Source organism: Bacillus sp. AY18-3 (assembly GCF_008042305.1).
GTDB classification, from domain to species: domain Bacteria; phylum Bacillota; class Bacilli; order Bacillales; family Bacillaceae_G; genus Bacillus_A; species Bacillus_A wiedmannii.
Map to the genome: position 1 here is coordinate 91,774 of NZ_QKQR01000017.1, position 23,660 is coordinate 115,433.

At 35.9% G+C, this 23,660-nt stretch carries 29 protein-coding genes; 27 read left to right on the plus strand and 2 right to left on the minus strand.

All coding sequences use genetic code 11. The annotated features are described in order from the left end of the window. Window positions 1-5: 5 nt before the first annotated feature. The 8 genes from DM800_RS17185 (at window position 6) to DM800_RS17220 (ending at window position 6,299) form a co-directional block, all read left to right on the plus strand. Entirely contained in the window at window positions 6-782 is a 777-nt protein-coding gene (locus DM800_RS17185) for a metallophosphoesterase (RefSeq protein WP_147787250.1), read from the plus strand. Then, window positions 782-1,657: a MerR family transcriptional regulator gene (locus tag DM800_RS17190; protein WP_147787251.1), complete on the plus strand. Its 876-nt coding sequence runs from the start codon at window positions 782-784 to the stop codon at window positions 1,655-1,657. Before DM800_RS17185 ends, DM800_RS17190 begins: the two co-directional genes overlap by 1 nt. A gap of 77 nt (window positions 1,658-1,734) precedes the next feature. Beyond that, window positions 1,735-2,343, plus strand: coding sequence for a genetic competence negative regulator (locus tag DM800_RS17195; RefSeq protein ID WP_001235391.1), 609 nt, complete (start codon window positions 1,735-1,737; stop codon window positions 2,341-2,343). Between the two features lie 351 nt (window positions 2,344-2,694). Next, window positions 2,695-3,981, plus strand: a complete 1,287-nt coding sequence (gudB, locus tag DM800_RS17200; protein WP_000225171.1) for an NAD-specific glutamate dehydrogenase — start codon at window positions 2,695-2,697, stop codon at window positions 3,979-3,981. Window positions 3,982-4,059: 78 nt separating this feature from the next. Next, window positions 4,060-4,269, plus strand: a complete 210-nt coding sequence (locus DM800_RS17205; protein ID WP_000426773.1) for a hypothetical protein — start codon at window positions 4,060-4,062, stop codon at window positions 4,267-4,269. Window positions 4,270-4,362: 93 nt separating this feature from the next. Continuing rightward, the gene (locus DM800_RS17210; RefSeq protein WP_001983018.1) at window positions 4,363-4,599 is read left to right on the plus strand and encodes a DUF3961 domain-containing protein; all 237 of its coding nucleotides are present in this window, start codon (window positions 4,363-4,365) and stop codon (window positions 4,597-4,599) included. A gap of 79 nt (window positions 4,600-4,678) precedes the next feature. Continuing rightward, window positions 4,679-5,209 (plus strand): peptidoglycan recognition protein family protein, encoded by a 531-nt coding sequence (locus DM800_RS17215; RefSeq protein ID WP_001240648.1) that lies wholly within the window; start codon window positions 4,679-4,681, stop codon window positions 5,207-5,209. Between the two features lie 109 nt (window positions 5,210-5,318). After that, a complete protein-coding gene (locus DM800_RS17220; RefSeq protein WP_147787252.1) occupies window positions 5,319-6,299 on the plus strand; it encodes a YpdA family putative bacillithiol disulfide reductase in 981 nt (326 codons plus the stop codon). A 36-nt stretch (window positions 6,300-6,335) separates the two neighbouring features. Here DM800_RS17220 and ansA read toward each other — a convergent pair whose 3' ends face one another. Then, window positions 6,336-7,310 carry an asparaginase gene (gene ansA, locus DM800_RS17225; RefSeq protein ID WP_087985537.1) on the minus strand — a complete coding sequence of 325 codons (975 nt, stop codon included), beginning with the start codon at window positions 7,308-7,310 and terminating at the stop codon, window positions 6,336-6,338. A 180-nt stretch (window positions 7,311-7,490) separates the two neighbouring features. Between ansA and DM800_RS29250 the strand changes: the two genes are divergently transcribed. The 4 genes from DM800_RS29250 (at window position 7,491) to DM800_RS17240 (ending at window position 11,015) form a co-directional block, all read left to right on the plus strand. Continuing rightward, on the plus strand, window positions 7,491-7,664 hold the full coding sequence (locus DM800_RS29250) for a YpfB family protein (protein ID WP_000738047.1): 174 nt from the start codon (window positions 7,491-7,493) through the stop codon (window positions 7,662-7,664). Window positions 7,665-7,792: 128 nt separating this feature from the next. Beyond that, entirely contained in the window at window positions 7,793-8,470 is a 678-nt protein-coding gene (gene cmk, locus DM800_RS17230; RefSeq protein WP_147787253.1) for a (d)CMP kinase, read from the plus strand. Between the two features lie 334 nt (window positions 8,471-8,804). Continuing rightward, window positions 8,805-9,953: a 30S ribosomal protein S1 gene (gene rpsA / locus DM800_RS17235; RefSeq protein WP_087985538.1), complete on the plus strand. Its 1,149-nt coding sequence runs from the start codon at window positions 8,805-8,807 to the stop codon at window positions 9,951-9,953. A gap of 12 nt (window positions 9,954-9,965) precedes the next feature. Beyond that, window positions 9,966-11,015 (plus strand): type 2 isopentenyl-diphosphate Delta-isomerase, encoded by a 1,050-nt coding sequence (locus DM800_RS17240; RefSeq protein WP_087985539.1) that lies wholly within the window; start codon window positions 9,966-9,968, stop codon window positions 11,013-11,015. A 331-nt stretch (window positions 11,016-11,346) separates the two neighbouring features. Here DM800_RS17240 and DM800_RS17245 read toward each other — a convergent pair whose 3' ends face one another. Beyond that, window positions 11,347-11,481: a YpzI family protein gene (locus DM800_RS17245; protein WP_000513900.1), complete on the minus strand. Its 135-nt coding sequence runs from the start codon at window positions 11,479-11,481 to the stop codon at window positions 11,347-11,349. A gap of 116 nt (window positions 11,482-11,597) precedes the next feature. On the opposite strand from DM800_RS17245, the gene DM800_RS17250 reads away from it, so the two are divergent. The 15 genes from DM800_RS17250 (at window position 11,598) to ndk (ending at window position 23,642) form a co-directional block, all read left to right on the plus strand. After that, window positions 11,598-12,209 (plus strand): YphA family membrane protein, encoded by a 612-nt coding sequence (locus DM800_RS17250; RefSeq protein ID WP_147787254.1) that lies wholly within the window; start codon window positions 11,598-11,600, stop codon window positions 12,207-12,209. Continuing rightward, window positions 12,202-13,095: a YIEGIA family protein gene (locus DM800_RS17255; RefSeq protein ID WP_147787255.1), complete on the plus strand. Its 894-nt coding sequence runs from the start codon at window positions 12,202-12,204 to the stop codon at window positions 13,093-13,095. Before DM800_RS17250 ends, DM800_RS17255 begins: the two co-directional genes overlap by 8 nt. Next, entirely contained in the window at window positions 13,092-13,277 is a 186-nt protein-coding gene (locus tag DM800_RS17260; protein ID WP_000979052.1) for a capping complex subunit for YIEGIA, read from the plus strand. The genes DM800_RS17255 and DM800_RS17260 overlap by 4 nt, the downstream gene beginning before the upstream one ends. Before the next feature lie 124 nt (window positions 13,278-13,401). Further along, the gene (der, locus tag DM800_RS17265) at window positions 13,402-14,712 is read left to right on the plus strand and encodes a ribosome biogenesis GTPase Der (RefSeq protein ID WP_001125888.1); all 1,311 of its coding nucleotides are present in this window, start codon (window positions 13,402-13,404) and stop codon (window positions 14,710-14,712) included. 18 nt (window positions 14,713-14,730) lie between these two features. Then, window positions 14,731-15,753 (plus strand): NAD(P)H-dependent glycerol-3-phosphate dehydrogenase, encoded by a 1,023-nt coding sequence (locus DM800_RS17270; RefSeq protein ID WP_000161769.1) that lies wholly within the window; start codon window positions 14,731-14,733, stop codon window positions 15,751-15,753. Between the two features lie 115 nt (window positions 15,754-15,868). Further along, window positions 15,869-16,120 (plus strand): stage VI sporulation protein F, encoded by a 252-nt coding sequence (locus DM800_RS17275; protein WP_000369753.1) that lies wholly within the window; start codon window positions 15,869-15,871, stop codon window positions 16,118-16,120. Window positions 16,121-16,386: 266 nt separating this feature from the next. Continuing rightward, window positions 16,387-16,590, plus strand: coding sequence for a DUF2768 domain-containing protein (locus DM800_RS17280; RefSeq protein WP_001288995.1), 204 nt, complete (start codon window positions 16,387-16,389; stop codon window positions 16,588-16,590). Between the two features lie 64 nt (window positions 16,591-16,654). Then, entirely contained in the window at window positions 16,655-17,368 is a 714-nt protein-coding gene (locus tag DM800_RS17285) for a hypothetical protein (RefSeq protein ID WP_000755477.1), read from the plus strand. Between the two features lie 242 nt (window positions 17,369-17,610). Beyond that, window positions 17,611-19,089 carry a stage IV sporulation protein A gene (gene spoIVA / locus DM800_RS17290; protein ID WP_000416519.1) on the plus strand — a complete coding sequence of 493 codons (1,479 nt, stop codon included), beginning with the start codon at window positions 17,611-17,613 and terminating at the stop codon, window positions 19,087-19,089. Between the two features lie 299 nt (window positions 19,090-19,388). Continuing rightward, on the plus strand, window positions 19,389-19,661 hold the full coding sequence (locus DM800_RS17295; protein ID WP_001043860.1) for an HU family DNA-binding protein: 273 nt from the start codon (window positions 19,389-19,391) through the stop codon (window positions 19,659-19,661). A gap of 120 nt (window positions 19,662-19,781) precedes the next feature. Beyond that, window positions 19,782-20,351: a GTP cyclohydrolase I FolE gene (folE, locus tag DM800_RS17300; RefSeq protein ID WP_001151478.1), complete on the plus strand. Its 570-nt coding sequence runs from the start codon at window positions 19,782-19,784 to the stop codon at window positions 20,349-20,351. A gap of 212 nt (window positions 20,352-20,563) precedes the next feature. After that, window positions 20,564-21,313 carry a heptaprenyl diphosphate synthase component 1 gene (locus DM800_RS17305; RefSeq protein WP_147787256.1) on the plus strand — a complete coding sequence of 250 codons (750 nt, stop codon included), beginning with the start codon at window positions 20,564-20,566 and terminating at the stop codon, window positions 21,311-21,313. Window positions 21,314-21,342: 29 nt separating this feature from the next. Next, a complete protein-coding gene (menG, locus tag DM800_RS17310; RefSeq protein WP_087985543.1) occupies window positions 21,343-22,056 on the plus strand; it encodes a 2-heptaprenyl-1,4-naphthoquinone methyltransferase in 714 nt (237 codons plus the stop codon). 52 nt (window positions 22,057-22,108) lie between these two features. Next, window positions 22,109-23,071, plus strand: coding sequence for a heptaprenyl diphosphate synthase component II (hepT, locus tag DM800_RS17315; protein WP_000776075.1), 963 nt, complete (start codon window positions 22,109-22,111; stop codon window positions 23,069-23,071). Window positions 23,072-23,195: 124 nt separating this feature from the next. Further along, the gene (gene ndk / locus DM800_RS17320) at window positions 23,196-23,642 is read left to right on the plus strand and encodes a nucleoside-diphosphate kinase (RefSeq protein WP_000415885.1); all 447 of its coding nucleotides are present in this window, start codon (window positions 23,196-23,198) and stop codon (window positions 23,640-23,642) included. The last annotated feature ends 18 nt before the right edge of the window (window positions 23,643-23,660 follow it).

Here is a 23,660-nt window from a genome sequence, read left to right on the forward strand (position 1 = left end):
AATATATGATATGGATTATCTTATTAAGTGCTCTCATATGTATTGGTATTATATTTCTTCTTGTAATGTATACAGAAGCGATGCGTAATACTGTGTTAGAACATACTTTACTTTTTGAAGAATTTCCGAAAAGTTTTCAAAAAGTAAAGGTGTTTTTTATTTCTGATATTCATAGAAGGGTCATTTCAAGTTCATTAATTGAACAAGTAAAAGGAAAAGTAGACCTTGTAATTATTGGCGGTGATTTAGCGGAAAGAGGCGTCCCTTTATCGAAAATTTCTGCGAATATACAAAAGTTAAGAGCGATAGCTCCTGTATATTTTGTGTGGGGAAATAATGATTATGAGATTGAATATCATGAATTAGATGCTTTGTTATTAGAAAATAATGTGAAAGTTTTAGATAATACAAGAGTTGTATTTGATTCTGAACTAGGAGAAAAAATTTGTTTGCTCGGTGTAGATGATGTTGGTTTGAAGCGTGATCGTTTAGATTTAGCTTTGGCTGATTGCAAAGAAGATGGTTTTCGCATATTAATTAGCCATAACCCTGATATAATAAATAAAATGTCTGGAAAAGAACAAATTTCACTTGTGTTAAGTGGACATACACATGGAGGACAGATTCGATTATTCCCATCTAAAAAATATTTAAAAGGTGGCGTATATAAGCATTCAAATATGACTCTTTTTGTTAGTAATGGGTATGGAACAACGTTGATTCCACTTCGCTTCCGAGCACCTGCTCAAACACATATTATTACGTTATGCGGAGGGAAATGATGCCAACTCTAAACGGGAAATATAACATAAAAGCTGTTTCGAATATAATTGGAATTCAGCCGAGTACGCTTCGTGCATGGGAAAGACGATATCAAATTATTGCCCCAAAGCGGAATCATGCGGGGCATCGATTATATACAGAAGAGCATATTCAAATTTTGAAATGGTTAATGGACAAGGTTTCTTCCGGCATGATGATTGGACAAGCAGTTCAATTATTAGAAGGGAATCGTTTGCAGAGTAATGTTCAAAAAGAAATACATTACGATAGAGAAGTTGTTTTAGTGGACGATTTACTGCAAGCTTTGTTAAAATTTGATGAAATTACAACTTCTGCATTGTTAAACGAGGCTTTCAGTATTTATGCAACAGAAAAAGTCATAGCAAGTATTGTTCTTCAAGTGTCAAATAAATTGTTAACGTTAAAAAATAATAATGAAGTTACAATGGTGCAATTCCAATATGTCGTATCATTTTTACAAACTCGTCTAGGAATGGTGTATCATAATGCATCATCATTTTCTTCTATACACAAAGTTGTCGTGTTAGAAAATAATATGTTGAAAGGATTTGTTTTCTCAACGTATTTACGCTTAAAAGGGTATGAGGTGATATATATTAGGTCAAGCTTAGCGGAAGATGGTATTTTGTTAGCTGTTGAGCAAATGCAACCTACATATGTAGTAGTCTCTTTTGATGAGGAACGAGAACTTAAGAACGCGATGAAGGACATGAATTTGTTGCAAGAAAAAAGTGAGAAACTTTCTGTTGGGTTTATAGGAGAAATAGGTGCTCGAGATCAGTTGAACATTCAAACATGCCTAATTGGTGATACGAAAGAAGAATGGGATGATTGGTTAAAAATGTTAGAATAGTTGTTCGAAAAGAACCATCTATTTTCTATTTCATATAATAAAAATTATATTCATTGGTTACGTAGGGAGGGTATGAGATGAGGCTGGAACGATTAAATTACAATAAGATAAAAATTTTCTTAACATTTGATGATTTATCTGAACGAGGATTAACGAAAGAAGATTTGTGGAGAAATGCACCGAAAGTACAGCAATTATTTCGTGATATGATGCAAGAAGCAAATAAGGAACTAGGGTTTGAAGCGGATGGTCCAATTGCAGTTGAAGTATTTTCTCTACAAGCGCAAGGAATGGTCGTAATTGTAACGAAAGAACATCAAGATGTGGATACAGATGATGAGTTCCGTGACGAGTTTATTGAAATGCAAGTGACTCTAGATGAAAGCGAGCATATACTTTATGAGTTTGCTACACTAGATGACGTAATTAACCTGTCGAATCGTTTATATAACCTTGATGTAACTGGCGGAAAACTATATACGTGGGATGGGCGTTTCTATCTTTGGATGGAAGAAGAGGAGCAGGTTCAATTACTGAAGGCAGATTTTATAGCTATTTTAGCGGAATATGGTAATCCGTCTACAGCAACTATTTATCGTCTAATGGAGTATGGTAAAGAATTAATGGCTTCTCAAGCAATTGAACAAATACACAATTACTTTGTGAAAAAACAAAACCTTAGCTAATATAACAAAGCTAAGGTTTTGTTTTTTATTTGGAGAAACCTAAAATGTTGGTCTGAAAATGTCAAAACGATTAATGGTATAGCGGGAATCATAAATATTTGGGCGCTCTTTACTATACTTAAAAATATCTTCTTAAGTTGTTATATATAAGTAAAATAAAAAATATTTAAATATTTAAGTATTTTACTTTTCTAAAAGCAATAAAAGGACTATAATGATAGTGAAAACGCTTGCAACAGGAAATAGTTTGTATATATTTGTTAGCGTTTTCTATTGCATTCCAAATTTAACGGTGTATACTAGGCAATGAAGGTTTACTAAACAAGTGAAATTACAGGGGGTTTACTTACTATGGTAGCCGAAAAGGGAACTCAAACAAAAACACAACAACAAAGGGAACAACATTTTGAACTATTGAATTCGACACAAATTGTTATTAGTGAAGCATTAGAAAAATTGGGTTATCCAAACGAAGTATATGAATTATTAAAAGAACCAATTCGTATGATGACAGTGAAAATACCAGTTCGTATGGATGACGGGACTGTTAAAATATTTACAGGATATCGTGCACAACATAATGATGCTGTTGGTCCAACGAAAGGTGGAATTCGCTTCCATCCGAATGTAACAGAAAATGAAGTGAAAGCACTTTCAATCTGGATGAGTTTAAAATGTGGTATTGTTGATTTACCATACGGTGGAGGTAAAGGTGGAATTATCTGTGACCCACGTGAAATGTCATTCCGTGAGTTAGAAAGATTAAGCCGCGGTTATGTACGAGCAATTAGCCAAATCGTAGGACCGACGAAAGATATTCCAGCTCCAGATGTATTCACAAACTCTCAAATCATGGCATGGATGATGGATGAATATAGTCGTATTGATGAATTTAATTCACCAGGATTTATTACAGGTAAGCCACTTGTATTAGGTGGATCGCATGGACGTGAAACAGCAACGGCGAAAGGTGTAACAATTTGTATTCGCGAAGCTGCAAAAAAACGCGACATTGATATTAAAGGTGCACGCGTTGTTGTTCAAGGATTCGGTAATGCTGGTAGCTTCTTAGCTAAATTTATGCATGATGCAGGCGCGAAAGTTATTGCAATCTCGGATGCTTACGGTGCATTGCATGATCCAAACGGATTAGATATTGATTATTTATTAGACCGTCGTGATAGCTTCGGTACAGTAACAAAACTATTTAATAATACAATTTCAAACAAAGAATTGTTAGAACTTGATTGCGACATTTTAGTTCCAGCTGCAATTGAGAACCAAATTACAGAAGAAAATGCTAATAATATTAAAGCAAAAATCGTTGTTGAAGCTGCAAATGGACCAACAACATTAGAAGCAACTAAAATTTTAACAGATCGCGGAATTTTACTTGTTCCAGACGTATTAGCAAGTGCTGGCGGTGTAACAGTATCTTACTTTGAGTGGGTACAAAATAACCAAGGTTACTACTGGACTGAAGAAGAAGTAGAACAACGTTTAGAAAAAGTAATGGTAAGATCATTTGATTCTATTTATGAAACAGCACAAGTTCGTAAAGTGAACATGCGCTTAGCTGCGTATATGGTCGGTGTTCGTAAAATGGCTGAAGCAAGTCGCTTCAGAGGTTGGGTATAATATTATATCGTGAGAAAACGTGATTCCTTTCGAGGGAATCACGTTTTTTTGTTGAAGTATTAGTGTGAGGTGTTGTACATGGAAAATGAAATGATGGAACGAGTAGAACAATTAGAAGAAAAGGTTAAGAGGTTAGAGGGAGAACTCTCAAGAACGATGAAAGCCCGAAAAACAAGTAACGTTCGGATGTTCGGAGAAGGACTACTGTTTTTAATATTTGGTGCAGTTGTAGTAGGGCCGATTATCGCTTTTGTAATCTCAATTCTTACTTGGATTGTTGAAAAATAAAATAAAAACAAAAAAGAACGCTTGTTCTACACGAACAAACGTGCTATACTTTCCTTAGATAAACAAAATGGAAATGATTTTAAGGAGAGATAAATGATGAAAATGACAGTAGACCAAAGATTTATGATGCCAGCAGATGTTGTAGAACGAGTGGAAGTATTAAGAAACAAACAAAGTAAGCGCGGCACATTATTACAATCTGTAAATAAATTTTTCGGTTTAGATACGAAAGAAGATTGTGTTTGGTTTTACGGTTTTTATGGAGTTGCTGTAAGTATTTTATTATTTATGGTGTTCACATCAAATATTTTCGATTTTCTCTTCGCGTAAGAAATATGCGATAAGGACATTGCTACCGAATACATATATAAAGAAGTAAGGTAATCTTCTGAAGCGGGAGTTGGTAGTAATGGCGATGTTTCCTATAGAGCGTAACTATATTGGGTATGGAAGTTCACGACCGGGAATTCCTCTTTCTAAAGTAAGGTTTATTGTAAGTCATGATACGGGGAACCCTGGTAGCAATGCGATAGGGAATCGGGATTATTTTAATGAAATACAACCGAAAGCTTCGGCACATACATTTATAGATGATAAAACAATATTGGAAATTGTTCCTATAAATGAAGTTGCCTATCACGTTCGATATGGTGTGCCGACAGATAATGACTTATATGGTTATGATGCTAATAAGGCTGCCATTGGAGTGGAACTTTGTTATGGCGGTGATGTTAACTTTTGGGAAGCGTATACCCGTTTTACGTGGTATCATGCGTATTTATGTCAAAACTTCGGCTTGAATCCGAAGAAAGATATCGTATCACATAAAACACTTGACCCAGCTAGAAAGATTGATCCTGAAAATGTATTAGGGAAACAAGGTATTAAATTTCAGCAGTTTTTAGCAGATGTCTATCGGATGTACGTTTCGTTTAGATGACAAATATATGAAAAATGAATACAATAAAGATAGGTGCCTACTGCTGTAAGTAGGTTTTTTCTTGTTTTTATAAATAGCGTATTGGTAGAAGACTAGGAGTGAGCTGAGTATGCAGAAAGAAACAGCTATCATAATTGGAGGCGGTCCGTGCGGATTAGCAGCAGCAATTTCGTTGCAACAGGTAGGGATAAATCCGTTAGTAATTGAAAAAGGAAACATTGTAAATGCGATTTATAATTATCCAACTCATCAAACATTTTTCTCTTCTAGTGAAAAATTAGAAATTGGTGATGTAGCTTTTATTACAGAAAATCGTAAGCCAGTTCGAAATCAAGCGCTTGCGTATTATCGTGAAGTAGTAAAGCGTAAATCTGTACGTGTAAATGCTTTTGAGCGAGTGGAGAAAGTACAAAAAGATGGAGAAGTTTTTCATGTTGAGACAACAAAGCGTGACGGAAGTACAGAAATATATATAGCGAAATATGTTGTTGTAGCAACTGGATATTATGACAATCCAAATTATATGAATGTTCCCGGCGAGGAACTGAAGAAAGTAGCTCACTATTTTAAAGAGGGACATCCTTATTTTGATCGAGATGTAGTAGTTATAGGTGGGAAAAACTCGAGTATAGATGCCGCGTTAGAACTTGTTAAAACCGGTGCGCGTGTAACGGTTTTATATCGCGGAAGTGAGTATTCACCAAGCATTAAGCCGTGGATTTTGCCGGAGTTTGAGGCGTTAGTACGAAGCGGCACAATTCAAATGCATTTCAGGGCTCACGTGAAAGAAATTACTGAACATACATTAACGTTTACAGTCGATGATGAGGCATATACAATCCAAAATGATTTTGTATTTGCGATGACTGGTTACCATCCTGATCATAGTTTCTTAACGAAGATGGGTGTTCGGATTGATGTAGAAACAGGACGTCCGATTTATGCAGAGGATACAATGGAAACGAACGCTGAAAATATTTTCATTGCAGGTGTAATTGCTGCTGGAAATAATGCGAATGAAATATTTATTGAGAACGGTCGATTTCATGGGGATGCGATTGCGCAAACCATTGCGTCAAGGGAAATATAAAAAGAAGCTGTCGAAATAAACTTCGACAGCTTCTTTTTAATTATGCATAAACATATTTTGGATTGTTTCATGAGAATTTGTATTCTCTAATGCAACTAATAATTTAATACGTGCTTTTTGAGCATTTAAACCGTATGTGAATACAATACCCATATCTTTTAATTGTTTGCCGCCACCTTCATATGAATATACATCTTGCACGATGCCATTGAAACAGCGAGAAACTAATACGACAGGGATTCCTTTGTCGATTAATCGTTCTAGACTAGGAAGTGTTCTTGGAGGTAAATTACCTTGTCCAAGTGCTTCAATAACAATCCCGTCTACTGGAAGGTTTTCAATTGCTGCTAACAATGTATCGTCCATACCAGCGTATGCTTTTAGAACAACTACGTTTTTAGAAACCTTATTTACTGAATATGTTTCATGGTGTACTAAAGCGTGATGGAATACAACGCCGCGCTTTGTTACCATACCAATTGGTCCATACTGTGGACTCTGGAATGTTGCCACGTTACTTGTATGTGTTTTCGTTACATTTGTAGCGCAATGGATTTCGTCGTTTAATACGACTAAAACACCTTTTTCAGCAGCTTCACTACAGCTAGCTACTTTTACAGCCGATAAGAAGTTATATAGACCATCAGCACCTAATTCATTACTAGAACGCATTGCACCTGTTACAACGATTGGAATAGTTGCTTGCACTGTTAAATCTAAGAAATAGGCTGTTTCTTCTAATGTATCCGTACCATGCGTAATGACTACGCCATGAATGTTGTCTTGTTTTACTTTTTCATCAATGATGACTTGTAATTGTAACATTTCGCTCGGTGTCATATGAGGAGATGGTAGATGGAACACGTCTTCAACGATTAAATCAACATCGCCTTCTAAATCAGGAATAAATTTTAAAAGAGGATTTTTTTCACCTGGCTGTACGACCCCAGTTTCTTTATCTTCCTCCATTGCAATTGTTCCACCTGTGTGTAAAACTAGGATTCTTTTCAATGCTTATACCCCTTTCAAGTTGAAAAATACATTTAGAACATAACATGTTTTGAGTAAATTCGACAATGGAAATGTATAAAAGTATGCCTCGAAAATGACAATAAAGTTAGCTGCTATATATACGATGTATAAAATCACGAAACGAAATGTGTAAATGTAGGATAGGAGGGAGCAATTACATTGAAAAAGATGGAGAAAATTTTTATTCGTATATTAGTAATACAATTCATTTGTCTTTCTGTTGTGCAATTGTTATTTATACATAAGTCATCAGTGAAATATTTATCTAAAATTGTTTATTATGAAGGTGTCATGGTAAAAAACAAAGCAGAAATCTTACAGGTGAATAGGTAGTTTTCATTTTCTTCTATGAAGGATTATGCTACAATAATTGAGGATTTAATGACGTGAAGCAAATGAGAAGAAGCAGGAGAATACCTGCTTTTCGTTTTGTTTTATAAGTGAAAAAATGAGGTGTTACAATGGATAAACGAATTTCAATTGCTATAGATGGTCCAGCAGCTGCTGGAAAAAGTACGGTTGCAAAAGTTGTGGCAAAGAAACTTTCTTACGTTTATATTGATACAGGCGCAATGTACCGTACGATTACATATGCAGCCCTTGAACAAAAAGTGGACATTGAAAATGAAGAGAAGTTAATGGAAGTTGTAAAGAATGTAAATATTGAGTTTCAGCAAGGAGAAAATACACAACTTGTATTTTTAAATGGACAAGATGTTTCTGAAGTAATTCGTACACCTGAGGTGACGAATCGAGTATCTATTGTGGCGAAACATCGCCTTGTTCGTGAAGAAATGGTACGTCGTCAACAAGAGTTAGCGGAAAAAGGCGGCGTTGTAATGGATGGCCGTGATATTGGTACACATGTGTTACCAGATGCTGAAGTGAAGATCTTTATGCTTGCTTCTGTTGAAGAAAGAGCAGAAAGAAGACATTTAGAAAATATAAATAAAGGTTTCGATTCTAATTTAGAGCAGTTAAAAAAAGAAATTGCTCAGCGTGATAAATTAGATTCAGAACGCGAGGTTTCTCCTCTAAAGAAAGCTGATGATGCATTGGAATTAGATACAACTTCTTTATCAATTGAAGAAGTTGTCCAAAAAATTATGAGTATTATTTCGGGAGTGTTTGCGAAATAAAGAAAGGGGATAACCTCTTTCTTTTTTTGTTTATATAGAAATGTAAAGGATGCGTGAATTGTGAGTCTCTTTCCTTGACAAATGCTCGGATTTGTAAGAAGTTAGTAAAAGAAGGATAAAACTTTCAGAATATATTCGCTATTATATTTCAAAACATACTTTCTTCAAGATGATTTTGCTGTATACTATTTATATAGGTTTAATATATTTTCTAGTGAAATGTATGAAAACTGAGTATGTGATGATAAATTCTTAAACATGCAAATGAAAACATATGTTTTCATTTCGTATATACATAAAAAATGCTTTGTCAATTCTGTAGGGAGGTATTTCCATGGTAGAGAAAATGAATGAAGAAGTTATGGATTCAAAAGAATTACAAGTTGGTGACGTTGTTACAGGTTCTGTAACGAAAGTTGAAGAGAAACAAGTGCTTGTAAATGTTGGATACAAAACAGATGGCGTAATTCCAATTAGTGAATTAGCTAACGTTCATATTGAAAAAGCAAGCGATGTTGTAGAATTAGATCAAATACTAGAATTGAAAATTATTAAATTAGAAGAAGATGATCTTGTCTTATCTAAACGTGCTGTTGATGCAGAAAAAGCATGGGTAGAATTACAAGATAAATTTACTTCTGGTCATGTGTTTGATGTTACTGTAAAAGATATCGTGAATGGTGGATTAGTTGTGGACCTTGGTGTTCGTGGTTTTATCCCAGCTTCACTTGTAGAAGTACATTATGTAGAAGATTTTACTGACTATAAAGGCAAAACATTAGCCGTGAAAATTGTTGAATTAGACCGCGAAAAAAATCGTGTAATCCTTTCGCATAAAGCAGTAGTAGAATTAGAACTAGATTCTAAGAAAAAAGAAGCGATTTCTTCATTAAAAGAAGGGGACGTTGTTGAAGGAACAGTGCAACGATTAACGGATTTTGGTGCTTTCGTTAACGTTGGTGGTGTGGACGGTTTAGTTCATATTTCACAAATTTCACACGAACGTGTAGAGCAACCTTCTGAAGTATTAGAGCAAGGTCAAAAGGTAAAGGTAAAGGTATTATCTGTTGATGCTGATACACAACGTATTTCTTTATCAATTAAAGCAGCTCAGCCAGGACCTTGGGAGAATGTTGCTGGCGAAATAAAAGCTGGAGATATTCGTGAGGGAGTAGTAAAACGTCTTGTTACATTCGGTGCATTCGTTGAAATTTTACCTGGCGTTGAAGGTCTTGTGCATGTATCTCAAATTGCAAATCGTCACGTGAAAAATCCAAATGAAGTATTGGAAATGGGACAAGAAGTAAAAGTGAAAGTGCTTGAAGTCCATGTTGCAGAGAAACGTATTTCTTTAAGTATAAAAGAAACGCTTGAGGAAAATAATGTAATTGAGGATTACAGTCAGTATGAACCAAATGCTGATTCTGCTACTTTCCAATTAAGTGATATTATTGGTGAACAACTGAAAAAATTAAAGAAATAAAGAGGGGTACAAGTGGTAAGGGCAAAACGTAAATTAGATCATATTGAATACGCTCTTTCTACTGGTCAGTCTCGTACGCATGGATTTCATGATATTGATTTTGTGCATCAAGGATTGCCAAATTCAAGTTATGACACAATAACATGTGAAACAAAAATCGGCGAACTTTCACTAAGTTCGCCGATTTTTATCAATGCGATGACTGGTGGTGGGGGAGAGAAAACGTTACATATTAATGAGCAATTAGCATATGTAGCGAAACATCATAATCTTGCTATGGCTGTAGGGTCGCAAATGGCGGCGTTAAAAGATGAAAGTGAGGCTGCTTCTTATACGATTATCAGAAAGGTAAATCCAAATGGTATTTTCTTTGCTAATTTAGGTAGTGAGGCAACTATCGAACAAGCAGAGCGTGCCGTTGATATGATTGAAGCGAATGCATTGCAAATTCATTTAAATGTCATACAAGAGTTAACGATGCCAGAAGGAGACCGTGACTTTACTGGTGTACTTCAGCGCATTGAGAAAATTGTATTAAATAGTAAAGTTCCTGTCATTGTGAAAGAAGTTGGATTTGGAATGAGTAAGGAAACAATACAACAGCTAGCGAGCATAGGTGTAACGGCAATTGATATTGGTGGACAAGGTGGTACAAATTTTGCTGCTGTTGAAAATGAAAGAAGACAGCGAATGCTTTCTTATTTTAATAACTGGGGCATACAAACAGCAACCTCGATTATTGAAGCAACCTCTACAAATAATAACCTCTCTTTTATTGCATCTGGGGGTATACAAACAGCGCTTGACGTAGCGAAAGCAATCGCATTAGGGGCGAATACAACTGCGTTTGCTGGATACTTTTTACGTATTTTAATGCAAGATGGTATCGAGAAGTTAGTGGATGAAATTGATCTTTTACATACAGATTTGAAATTTATTATGACAGCTCTTGGTGCAAAGACGATAGAAGAGTTACAGGCTGTACCTCTTGTTGTAAAGGGCGAAACGTATCATTGGTTAACGCAGCGTGGTATTGATACGACGCATTATAGTAGAAGATAAAAAAATCAACCGTTTGGTTGATTTTTTTGTTTTTTGTTCGTTTTAGTAATATAAGGTGAGGAATGGAATTAATATTCTATCAAAATAAAATTATTCCTATATAAACACTATCTTGTGCAAGTTGCGACTGAAAAAGAGGCTGGAAAATGTAGATAGTTTGCTACTGAATTATTGGGGAGGGTTTAATTTCGCAAAGGAAAAATAGGTGGAGATAAAAATAAACCATAGAAGAATTCGGATGTTAAATGTTATTTTGATATAAGTAAAAATCATTAAAATAATTATGTAAAAGACGGTTTCGTACAATATCGAAACCGTCTTTTTGTGTTCATTAGTGCTGATTTTGTTTTCGGGCTTGCTCTGGTGTATCCAGTCCAGTTGCACCCGGATATTGTAGTGATTGGTCACGATCAGATTCAACGCGTCGTGATTCTCTTAGTTTTCGTTCTTGACGATCTTTACCCATAATGAATAGCACCTCCTTATTAAAAGTGTTGCTGTTATATGAAAAAACTATGCGCGAAGAAAGTGGATTAACTTTCATAAAAAGTTCCCATAATGGAAAACATAGGAGGTGAAATGATGGAAGGGAGTACTTTTTATTTTTTAGCTTGGATAGGGTGGATTGTTGTAACTTTTTTTATGAAAAAGGACTCTATGCGGTGGAAGATAAGCGCTTGTATATTGATTTTTATTATTTGCTCTCCGTTACATGTAACGATTGCTTCATTCACGGTATCAGTAAATGCAATTTTGCTTTGTATTGTTGCTTTTATCGGAATCGCACTATATTCTATTTGGAAAAAATTATATAGCTTACTTTCGGCACTTATTATTGCAATGTTATATACAAGTTTTCATTTGTTAGAAGTATATGATCCGATTTGGATTGTGGTGGACAGGTTGTTTTTGGTAAGTGGTGCTCTTGTGTATGCATCGGTTTTATTGCATGAGGATCGCATATTACGATTATGTTCTCTTTATATAGGAATGTTACAGGGGGAATTGTTAGTGACACTTATTTTTCGAAAACTACATTTCCCTTATGATTACGGAAGTTTAGCATTTTTTGATATCGTCGCCGTTGCTACATTTTTCATGGCAATTTTGTTTTGGATTGCAAAAGCATCAGTATACATGGAACAGTTCAAGAGGAAATCACGTAAAAGAAAGGCGAGGGTAATACATGACTGAATATACACCGGCCATTTTATGCGGAGTAATAGCGGGGACAGTAACGAGAGTGCTAATGCTCCGCACAGATACGCGTCAATATCCGACGAGGCTCCACGGGAAAATTATTCACGTTGCGATGGGGTTAATTGCAGCGGCTTTAGGAGCGATTGCGATTCCGTCAATTTTGAAAAAAGATTTTTCTGCTATTACATTTCTTACATTAGCAGCAACACAGTTTCGTGATGTGCGTAATATGGAAAGAAATACCCTTCAACAATTAGATGGATATGAGCTCGTACCGCGTGGAAATACATATATTGAAGGGATTGCATTAGTTTTTGAAAGTCGAAACTATTTGGCGATGTTAACGTCGTTTGCAACGACGTTTGCGTATATAGGATTCCATTCATGGATTGCTGGAGTAATTATGGCTATAATCGCATTTATTATCGCGAAAAAATTAATGTCTGGCAGAAGGTTACATGATCTTGTTGATATCGAGCATGTTCCACTTCGTTTTGAAGGAGCGGGGCTGTATATTGATAATATTTACATTATGAATATTGGATTACCAGCAAGGCAAGAGGAAATTATGAAATATGGAATGGGCTTTATTTTAAGGCCGAAAACAATTGATGCGATGGTGACAATCTCAAACTTAGGACAACGACAAGCTATTTTACATGATGTTTCTGTTGCTTTAGGGATTTATAGAGATTCTGGTACGCCGGCGCTTGTGCCGCTAGCAAAGCGTGATTTAGAAGATGGTAGGGTTGGGATTTTTGTCTTGCCACAAGATCAAGATGCAGAGAAAGCGATAGGTGTCATAGGGAATGTGCCGACGTTAGAAAGTGCTGTTCATATGTCATCGGAAGCCCTGAAAGGAAGGGGAGATAAAAGATGATGTTAGAAAGTGTAATTCTCGCGGTTATTACAACAACGCCGGAGAAATTTGCTGGTGGTGCCCCTTTGTTTACTTGTGAATCGACAGATGAGTTAGAATTTGTTGCAAATAATTTAGAGGCAATTTTAGATGGTATTGCGCATCGCTTACAAGAGAATGTATATATTATTGTGAAACATTAGTAACGTGTGGTATAATGTGAGGTGTTTTGATACGCTGAGAAATATTCTGGAATGCAAATCCCTTCTTGCACAAAGAAGGGTTTTTTACATAATAAACAGAAGCAAGTTGAAAGGATGAAAGTATATGCCGAAACCAGTAATAGCAATAGTAGGCCGCCCGAACGTAGGAAAATCTACTATTTTCAATAGAATTGTTGGAGAAAGAGTTTCAATCGTAGAAGATATACCAGGTATAACGCGAGACCGTATTTATAGTGCGGGAGAATGGTTAAATCATGAATTTAACATTATTGATACAGGTGGAATTGATATTGGAGACGAGCCGTTCTTGACACAAATTCGTCAACAAGCGGAAGTAGCGATTGATGAAGCAGATGTTATCATTTTTATGACGAATGGTCGCGATGGTGTAACTGCAGCAGATGAAGAAGTTGCTAAAATTTTATATCGTTCTAAAAAACCAATTGTACTTGCGGTAAATAAGGTTGATAATCCAGAAATGCGTAGTGATATTTATGATTTTTATGCATTAGGATTTGGCGAGCCATTCCCGATTTCAGGTACACACGGTTTAGGACTTGGTGATTTGTTAGATGAAGCTGCAAATCATTTTCCAAAGATTGAAGAAGAAGCGTATGATGATGAAACAATCCGTTTCTCTTTAATTGGACGTCCAAATGTAGGGAAATCATCACTTGTAAATGCACTTCTTGGTCAAGAACGTGTAATTGTAAGTAATATAGCGGGAACGACACGTGATGCTGTTGATACACCATATAGTAAAGATGGTCAAGATTATGTAATCATCGATACAGCTGGTATGCGTAAAAAAGGGAAAGTATACGAAAGCACAGAAAAGTATAGTGTACTTCGTGCACTTAGAGCGATTGAACGTTCTGACGTTGTTTTAGTCGTTTTAGACGGAGAAGAAGGAATTATTGAACAGGATAAAAAAATTGCTGGATATGCTCATGATTCAGGACGTGCTGTTATTATCGTCGTAAACAAATGGGATGCAGTGAAAAAAGATGAAAAAACAATGAAAGCATTTGAAGAAAACATCCGTGCTCATTTCCAATTTTTAGAGTACGCACCGATTGTATTCTTATCTGCGAAAACGAAAAAACGTACACAAACATTATTACCAGTTATTAATGAAGTAAATGAAAGCCATAGTATCCGTATTCAAACGAACGTGTTAAATGATGTAATTATGGATGCGGTAGCGATGAATCCAACACCAACTCATAATGGTAGCCGTCTGAAAATCTTCTATGCGACACAGGTTGCGGTAAAACCACCAACATTTGTTATATTTGTAAACGATACAGAATTAATGCACTTTTCATATGAGCGCTTCTTAAAGAATCGTTTACGTGAAGCGTTCGGTTTTGTAGGAACGCCGATTCACATTATCGCTAGAGCAAGAGACTAATGGAGAGGATGTGATTTTATGACAAAAATCACAGTAGTTGGAGCAGGTAGCTGGGGAACAGCGTTAGCGATGGTATTAGCTGACAATGGACATGATGTACGTATTTGGGGAAATCGTTCTGAACTTATGGATGAGATTAATACAAAACATGAGAATAGTCGATACCTTCCAGGAATTACATTGCCAAGCACAATCGCAGCCTACTCTTCTTTAGAAGAAGCATTAGTAGATGTAAATGTAGTACTTCTTGTAGTACCAACGAAAGCGTATAGAGAGGTATTACAAGATATGAAGAAATATGTAGCAGGTCCGACTACTTGGATTCATGCAAGTAAAGGGATTGAACCTGGTACATCAAAACGTATTTCGGAAGTGATTGAGGAAGAAATTCCAGAGGACTTGATTAAAGATGTTGTTGTACTATCTGGACCGAGTCATGCTGAAGAAGTTGGTTTACGTCAAGCGACAACTGTTACGTCTGCAGCAAAGCGTATGGAAGCGGCTGAGGAAGTACAAGATTTGTTTATGAATAGTTACTTCCGTGTATACACAAATCCAGATATCGTTGGAGTTGAGCTTGGTGGTGCGTTAAAAAATATTATCGCATTAGCTGCTGGGATAACTGATGGACTTGGATTAGGTGATAATGCGAAAGCGGCATTAATGACACGTGGTTTAACGGAGATTGCTCGTTTAGGAAGAAAAATGGGCGGAAATCCATTAACGTTTGCTGGTCTAACTGGTATGGGAGACTTAATTGTAACTTGTACAAGTGTTCATAGCCGAAATTGGCGCGCTGGAAATATGCTTGGAAAAGGACACTCTTTAGAAGAGGTGTTAGAAAGCATGGGTATGGTTGTAGAAGGTGTAAGAACAACGAAAGCTGCTCACGAATTAGCAGAGAAAATGGAAGTTGAAATGCCGATTACAGCTGCTTTATATGACGTGCTATTCAATGGGAATAATGTGAAAGATGCAGTAGGCTCATTAATGGGACGTGTTCGAAAACATGAAGTGGAAGCTATACCTGACTTACTTTAAAGAAAAGCGACAGAAGTACATTTGTACTTCTGTCGCTTTTTATTTTTATGGGTCTTTTCACCATTTTTTAAATTTTGCATAGGATGAAGAGTAACTTGAGGAGAGGGTGAAAAGAATGGATAATAACATTTTTAATAACATTGAAAAAGAAGCGAAAGTGAATAAAGAAGATATTTTTAAATTAGCATCATCTGTACAGAATGCGAATTTACGTGATGAGACTGTGCTTCGTCAATTGATTCATCAAGTGGCTCTTATGGCAGGACGTGAAGTGCCGAAAGAACAAGAGGATCAAATTGTAAAAGCGATTATTAACAATAATATGCCCGCTGATTTTGGTTCGTTAAGCAAAATGTTTAAAAAATAAGATATAAGAAACAAAGAGTTTGTAGATTGCATATGATAGCCATGAAAGTATGGGAATAGAGCTGTTTTGGGCATATTTAGTCAACCGAAGCGAGAGATACACTCGCTTCGGTTTTATTTTTATTTAGATTAGTGGAAGATGCGAAAAACCCTGTTGATTAAAGTTATATATTCGTAATTTGTAGTAAAATGTTCTTTTTGTATTTGTTTAAAGATTTTAATTTGTTAAAATAGTATAAAAATAGATTAATAAAAAGGGGTGTGTATATGTCAGAAGGGCTCATAAAAATGTGGTTTGCTTTAGGAGCAATTGGATTTATGTTTTTTGCAGTAAGTTTTATTTTACTAAGTAGATACAAAATAAAGAATAAATTTTTGAAAGGGATTACAGCGTTAGTAGCGTACACCCTTATGATTGTGTCAGGAATTGTTATTTTTCTTGTTGTATTTAGTGGACCTGTACAGCAGTAAAGGGAATGGTCTCGAAAATGCTACATACGGAGCAAGTTATATTAGTATGAAAAGGTGATTGCTAGTGAAAAAAGTCCATATTATTTTAATATTTTGTTGTATGAGCCTTTTAACAGGATGTCTGTATCCGAAAGAAAATATGAAACAAAATGCCGTTCCTTATGAAGATCAGATACAGGTTGTTCAAAAAGCTGTAGTGACATTTAAGGAGCAAAATGAGGGGATATTGCCAATTAAGACGCGGGATATGAGTACGCCTATTTATCAAAAGTATCCAATCGATTTTCAAAAGATTGCTCCGCGTTACATACAGGAAGCGCCAGGAAATGCGTATGAAAGCGGAGGAGTATACCAATACGTATTAATAGACGTTGAAACAAACCCGACAGTAAAGTTAATTGATGTTAGGATGGCTGAACAAATCCAGGAATTATCATTAAAGCTTAGGATGTATCGGGATGAACATCAATATCCGCCTTTTAAAAAGGTAATTTCAGATGGTGTATATGAATTAGATTTCAAAAAACTAGGATATAAAGATGTGCCGCAAGTGACAAGTCCGTATTCTGGTAAAGGGCTTCCTTTTGTAATCAATGAAAAGGGAGAAATTTATGTTGATTATCGAATCGACTTATATGAAGCATTGAAAAAAAACGAAGGGCAATTTAAGGAAGGGGAAGATATTCGGAATATACTTTCGAAAGATTCTCCATTTGTACCTGCGTATTCTTTACCGTATACGGTAAAGAATGGAGAACCAATTTTTTTAAAATCATAAGTCATGAACCTTTCTTTTAGTGAATAAGTTCTAGAAGAAAGGTTTTTTATGTTACACAACTTGCGATGCAAACAAAAGGTATTTTTTAATAGTCATATGAAATTGGACAAAATTATATGATATATTGTCCGAACTTCTAGAATACCATTATATTATATCAGATATTATAGGCAACGTTAGAGAAGGTATTAGTTGACTATAAATGTGGAATTATTCCCAAAAATATTGAGGGAGGGAATCACTTGGAAAAGGTAGATATTTTTAAAGATATTGCGGAACGCACAGGCGGTGATATTTATTTTGGAGTTGTAGGAGCTGTTCGAACAGGGAAATCAACATTTATTAAAAAATTTATGGAACTTGTAGTTATTCCTAATATTGAGAATGAGTCTGACCGTCAAAGGGCGCAGGATGAACTGCCTCAAAGTGCTGCTGGTCGTACAATCATGACGACGGAACCGAAGTTTGTTCCAAACCAAGCGGTTTCTATCGAAGTAGATGAAGGTCTTGAAGTGAATATTCGATTGGTAGATTGCGTTGGATATACGGTTCCAGGAGCAAAAGGCTATGAAGATGAGAATGGCCCGCGCATGATTAATACTCCTTGGTATGAAGAACCTATTCCATTCCATGAAGCTGCAGAAATCGGAACACGTAAAGTAATTCAAGAACATTCCACAATTGGTGTTGTAATTACAACAGATGGAACGATTGGTGAAATTCCAAGAAGAGATTATATAGAGGCAGAAGAACGCGTAGTAAATGAGTTAAAAGAAGTCGGAAAACCTTTCATTATGATCATTAACACTGTACAGCCGTATCATCCAGATACAGAGCAATTGCGCCAAAGTTTATCTGAAGAATATGATATCCCAGTCATTGCGATGAGTGTAGAAAGTTTAAGGGAAACAGATGTGTACAATGTGCTTCGAGAGGCTTTATTTGAGTTCCCGGTTTTAGAAGTGAACGTTAACCTTCCGAGCTGGGTGATGGTGTTAAATGAAGGGCATTGGTTGCGTCAAAGTTATCAAGAAGCTGTTCAAGAGACTGTGAAGGATATAAAACGTCTTCGTGATGTGGACCGTGTCGTTTGGCAGTTTAGTCAGTATGAATTTATTGATCGAGCGAGCTTAGCTGGCATTGATATGGGGCAAGGTGTAGCAGAGATTGATTTATATGCACCAGATGAATTATATGATCAAATTTTAAAAGAAGTAGTAGGAGTAGAAATTCGAGGGAAAGATCATTTATTAAAGCTTATGCTCGATTTATCTCATGCGAAAATAGAATACGATCAAGTGGCGGATGCCCTGCGTATGGTAAAGCAAACAGGATATGGTGTAGCAGCGCCTGCGTTAGCTGACATGAGCTTAGATGAGCCAGAAATTATTCGTCACGGTTCAAGGTTTGGTGTGAAACTAAAAGCTGTAGCTCCGTCTATTCATATGATTAAAGTAGATGTGGAGTCAACGTTTGAGCCAATTATTGGTACTGAAAAGCAAAGTGAAGAATTAGTTCGTTATTTAATGCAGGATTTTGAAGATGACCCATTATCAATTTGGAATTCTGATATATTCGGACGTTCACTTAGCTCTATTGTTCGAGAAGGCATTCAAGCGAAACTATCTTTAATGCCAGAAAATGCAAGGTATAAATTAAAAGAAACGCTAGAAAGAATTATTAATGAAGGATCTGGCGGATTAATTGCGATTATATTATAAGAAAAAATCCCTCTCATCTTAGAGGGATTTTTTTTGATTTTCGCGTATAGAATAGCAAAATAAACAGTCATTATCTAATATATTGTTGTAAATTGTCAAGTTTCATCAGATTTTCACATTTTAAGAGTAACAATTTCCTTAAAAATATTGAATTATAAAGGAGAATCGTATAATATAGGCGTTGATAATGATTTATCTACATCTTTGTAGTATAGAATTTGTAAAAATTGCCTACAAATGAAAGTAAGACTCATTTTATGATCATTATACAGTCTTATCTTTGGGAGGAGGTGAATGGCATGAACAAGACAGATTTAATCAATGCTGTTGCAGAAGCAAGTTCCCTTTCTAAAAAGGACGCAACAAAAGCAGTAGACGCTGTTTTTGATTCTATCTTAGAAGCTTTAAAACAAGGTGATAAAGTACAACTGATCGGATTCGGTAACTTCGAAGTTCGTGAGCGTGCGGCTCGTAAAGGTCGTAACCCACAAACAGGTGAGGAGATTGAAATCGCTGCAAGTAAAGTACCTGCATTCAAACCTGGTAAAGCGTTAAAAGATGCGGTTAAATAATCCTTACATATTAACAGGGAAGAAGAGTTTCCTTTTTGGGAACTCTTCTTTTTGCTTTTAAAAACATAAATATGCTAGAATGTGTTCGTATCACTTTTAGGTTTTCGGGAGGGCTAGCGGATGGCAAAAGTTAATTTAGAACAAATTGAACATGCAGTACGCCTTATTTTAGAGGCAATCGGAGATGACCCAAATCGTGAGGGAGTACTTGATACACCAAAGCGTGTGGCAAAAATGTACGCAGAAGTGTTCGCGGGTATGCATGAAGATCCGAAAGAACATTTGCATAAAGTGTTCGGAGAAGATCACGAGGAGCTTGTACTAGTAAAAGATATACCGTTTTATTCGATGTGTGAGCATCATTTAGTTCCATTCTATGGAGTTGCTCACGTTGCATATATTCCGCAAGGCGGAAAAGTGACAGGGTTAAGTAAATTAGCTCGAACTGTAGATACAATTGCACGTCGTCCACAACTGCAAGAACGTATTACATCAACAGTAGCGAACTCTATTATGGAAGTACTAGAACCGCATGGTGTAATGGTAGTAGTAGAAGCGGAACATATGTGCATGACGATGCGTGGTGTGAAAAAGCCGGGCGCGAAAACTGTAACAACAGCAGTACGTGGTGTGTTAGAAAATGATGCAGCGGCACGTAGTGAAATTTTATCTTTTATTAAAACAAAGTAAAGAAAAGTAGGAAACTGCTTTTCTTTTTTTTTTATGTAAATAAATGATATAGTTTTAGCAAGGCAGAGTGAGAATAGAAAGACTACTAAAAAGAATGGAAGATGTTATTTAGTTCGGTGGAAGTTTGGAAAGAGTAGCCAAGTTTTGGTTATAGAAAATAGAATGTATGTGTTATAATAAGTTTTATGAATTAGAAAACAAGGGTGATTTTTGTGTGTGACATCTACGGAGGGTATGCGGGTATAAGAGAGAAATTGATGGAGAAATTACGCCATCCTTATTTTATAAACTATATTGAAGAACCATTTATTGATGAAGAAAAAATAGCATTGTTATATGGTGCTTTAAAAAGTAAAAATTTACATATAGAACAAATTGAGCATTATGTAGTAACGATTATGCTTGTGCAAATTGCGCTTGATACACATGAAAGAGTATCAAATAAAGCAGGGGAAGAAGCGGTTGAATCGCATAAACGTCGCCAGTTAACAGTGCTTGCTGGTGATTACTATAGCGGGTTATATTATTACTTACTGTCTATGAATTGTGATATTGTTTTAATTCGCGCGCTTGCTGAAGGAATTAAAGAAATTAATGAACACAAAATAATGTTATATCAAAAAGCGCATGAAACGATGGATGACATAATGGAAAGTGTAGTAACGATTGAGTCTGCACTCTTGCAAAAAACATGTGATCATTTTCATTTATCGCATTGGAAGCCATTTATAACGTATGTACTAGGAAAAAACCGTCTTCAAAAAGAATATGAACTGCACGCTGATAAACAACATTCGCCTGTTTTTCAAGCAGTTCAAGGGATTATGAAGGATAAAGCGGAGGTAGAAACAGTTATTCATGGATGGATGATGGAACTCAGAAAGAAAGAAAATCAATATTTGGAAAACCACACAGATATAAGCGAAATAAACTCTGTGTTAAGAGATAAATCGAAGACATAAGCAATTTTACATTGGAAGAAGGTACGAGCATGCAACAATCAAAAGAAGAAAGAGTACATGATGTATTTGAGAAAATCTCTGATAAATACGATGTGATGAATTCTGTCATTAGTTTTCAAAGACATAAAGCGTGGCGTAAAGAGACGATGCGCATTATGGATGTAAAACCAGGTAGCAAAGCTCTTGATGTATGCTGCGGGACAGCGGACTGGACAATTGCGCTAGCTGGAGCGGTAGGTGAACAGGGCGAGGTTGTTGGTTTAGACTTCAGTGAAAATATGTTATCTGTCGGTAAGCAAAAGGTAGAGGCGTTACAATTAAAACAAGTAGAACTTTTACACGGGAATGCAATGGAACTTCCATTTGAAGATAACACATTTGATTATGTAACGATTGGATTTGGTTTACGTAACGTACCGGATTATATGCACGTATTAAAAGAAATGACGCGTGTAGTAAAACCAGGTGGAAAAGTGATTTGTTTAGAAACATCTCAACCAACAATGATTGGTTTTCGACAAGGGTATATTTTATACTTTAAATATATCATGCCGTTATTTGGAAAGTTATTTGCGAAAAGTTTTAAAGAATATTCATGGCTGCAAGAATCTGCTAGTACATTCCCAGGTATGAAAGAATTGGCTCATATGTTCGAAAAAGCTGGACTTGAACGTGTACAAGTGAAGCCGTTTACTTTTGGGGTAGCAGCGATGCACTTAGGTATGAAACCAGAATCAAAATAGAAAAAAGAAAAAAGAAAAAAGAAAAAAGAAGTTTTAGGTTAAGGTGAACAATATGAAGTTACAACTTATGTACTCTTTTTTACGATCGGATATTAATGTGATAGAAAAAGAATTAAAAAAGACAGTTGCTTCTGAACAGCCATTGGTAGAAGAGGCGGCATTACAACTTATTGAAGCTGGTGGGAAGCGAATTCGTCCTGTATTTGTGTTGCTTGCGGGAAAATTTGGAGATTATAAGTTAGATGCAATTAAACATGTAGCTGTTGCGTTAGAACTTATTCATATGGCTTCTCTTGTTCACGATGATGTTATTGATGCTGCATTTTTACGACGTGGTAGTGCAACTGTGAATGCGAAATGGGGAGATCGTATTGCAATGTATACAGGGGACTATTTGTTCGCTAAGTCTCTTGAATGTATAACAAATATCGAAATTCCAGAGGCGCATCAGGCGCTATCGCATACCATTTTAGAAGTGTGTAAAGGTGAAATTGAACAAATTAAAGATAAGTACAATTATGACCAAAATTTACGAACGTATTTAAGAAGAATAAAGCGAAAAACAGCCTTATTAATTGCTGCGAGTTGTCAACTAGGAGCAATTGCTGCTGGCGCTAATCGTGATACGGTAAATCGACTATTTTGGTATGGGTATTTTGTAGGAATGTCGTATCAAATTATTGATGATATTTTAGACTTCGTTTCCACAGAAGAGAAGCTTGGAAAACCTGCTGGTGGTGATTTGTTACAAGGGAATATTACGCTTCCTGCCCTATACGCTATGGAAGATCCCGTGCTTCGTAAGAAAATCACATCTGTACATGAAAATACAACAGCGGACGAAATGAAAGGAATTATTGAGGCTGTAAAAAATAGTGACGCTATTGATCAAGCATTTGCGTTTAGTGAACGTTATTTACATAAAGCATTAGAAATCATAAAACCACTTCCGCGTGGACAAGCGAAGTATGCATTACAAAATGTAGCAAAGTATATTGGGAAACGAAAATTTTAGTGTTTTTTCTAAAAAATAAAATAATCTCTCTATTTCAAAACTATTGCGCAATTGTGATAAGGGTGTTAATATGTGTGTGGGGATATACAATTACATACATAATTCAGAAGTGGAGAGATTTTTTATGGAAAAAACATTTCTAATGGTAAAACCAGACGGTGTACAACGTGCCTTCATTGGGGAAATCGTAGCTCGTTTTGAGAAAAAAGGCTTTCAATTAGTTGGTGCAAAATTAATGCAAGTCACTCCGGAAATTGCTGGACAACACTATGCTGAGCACACAGAGAAACCTTTCTTTGGTGAATTAGTAGACTTTATTACATCTGGACCTGTATTCGCAATGGTATGGCAAGGTGAAGGCGTAGTAGATACAGCTCGTAACATGATGGGTAAAACAAGACCACATGAAGCAGCTCCTGGAACAATTCGTGGAGATTTCGGTGTAACTGTTGCGAAAAACATTATCCATGGTTCTGATTCGTTAGAAAGTGCAGAGCGCGAGATTGCTATTTTCTTTAAGGAAGAAGAATTAGTTGACTACTCAAAATTAATGAATGAATGGATTTACTAATTATTTTGAAATAATTTG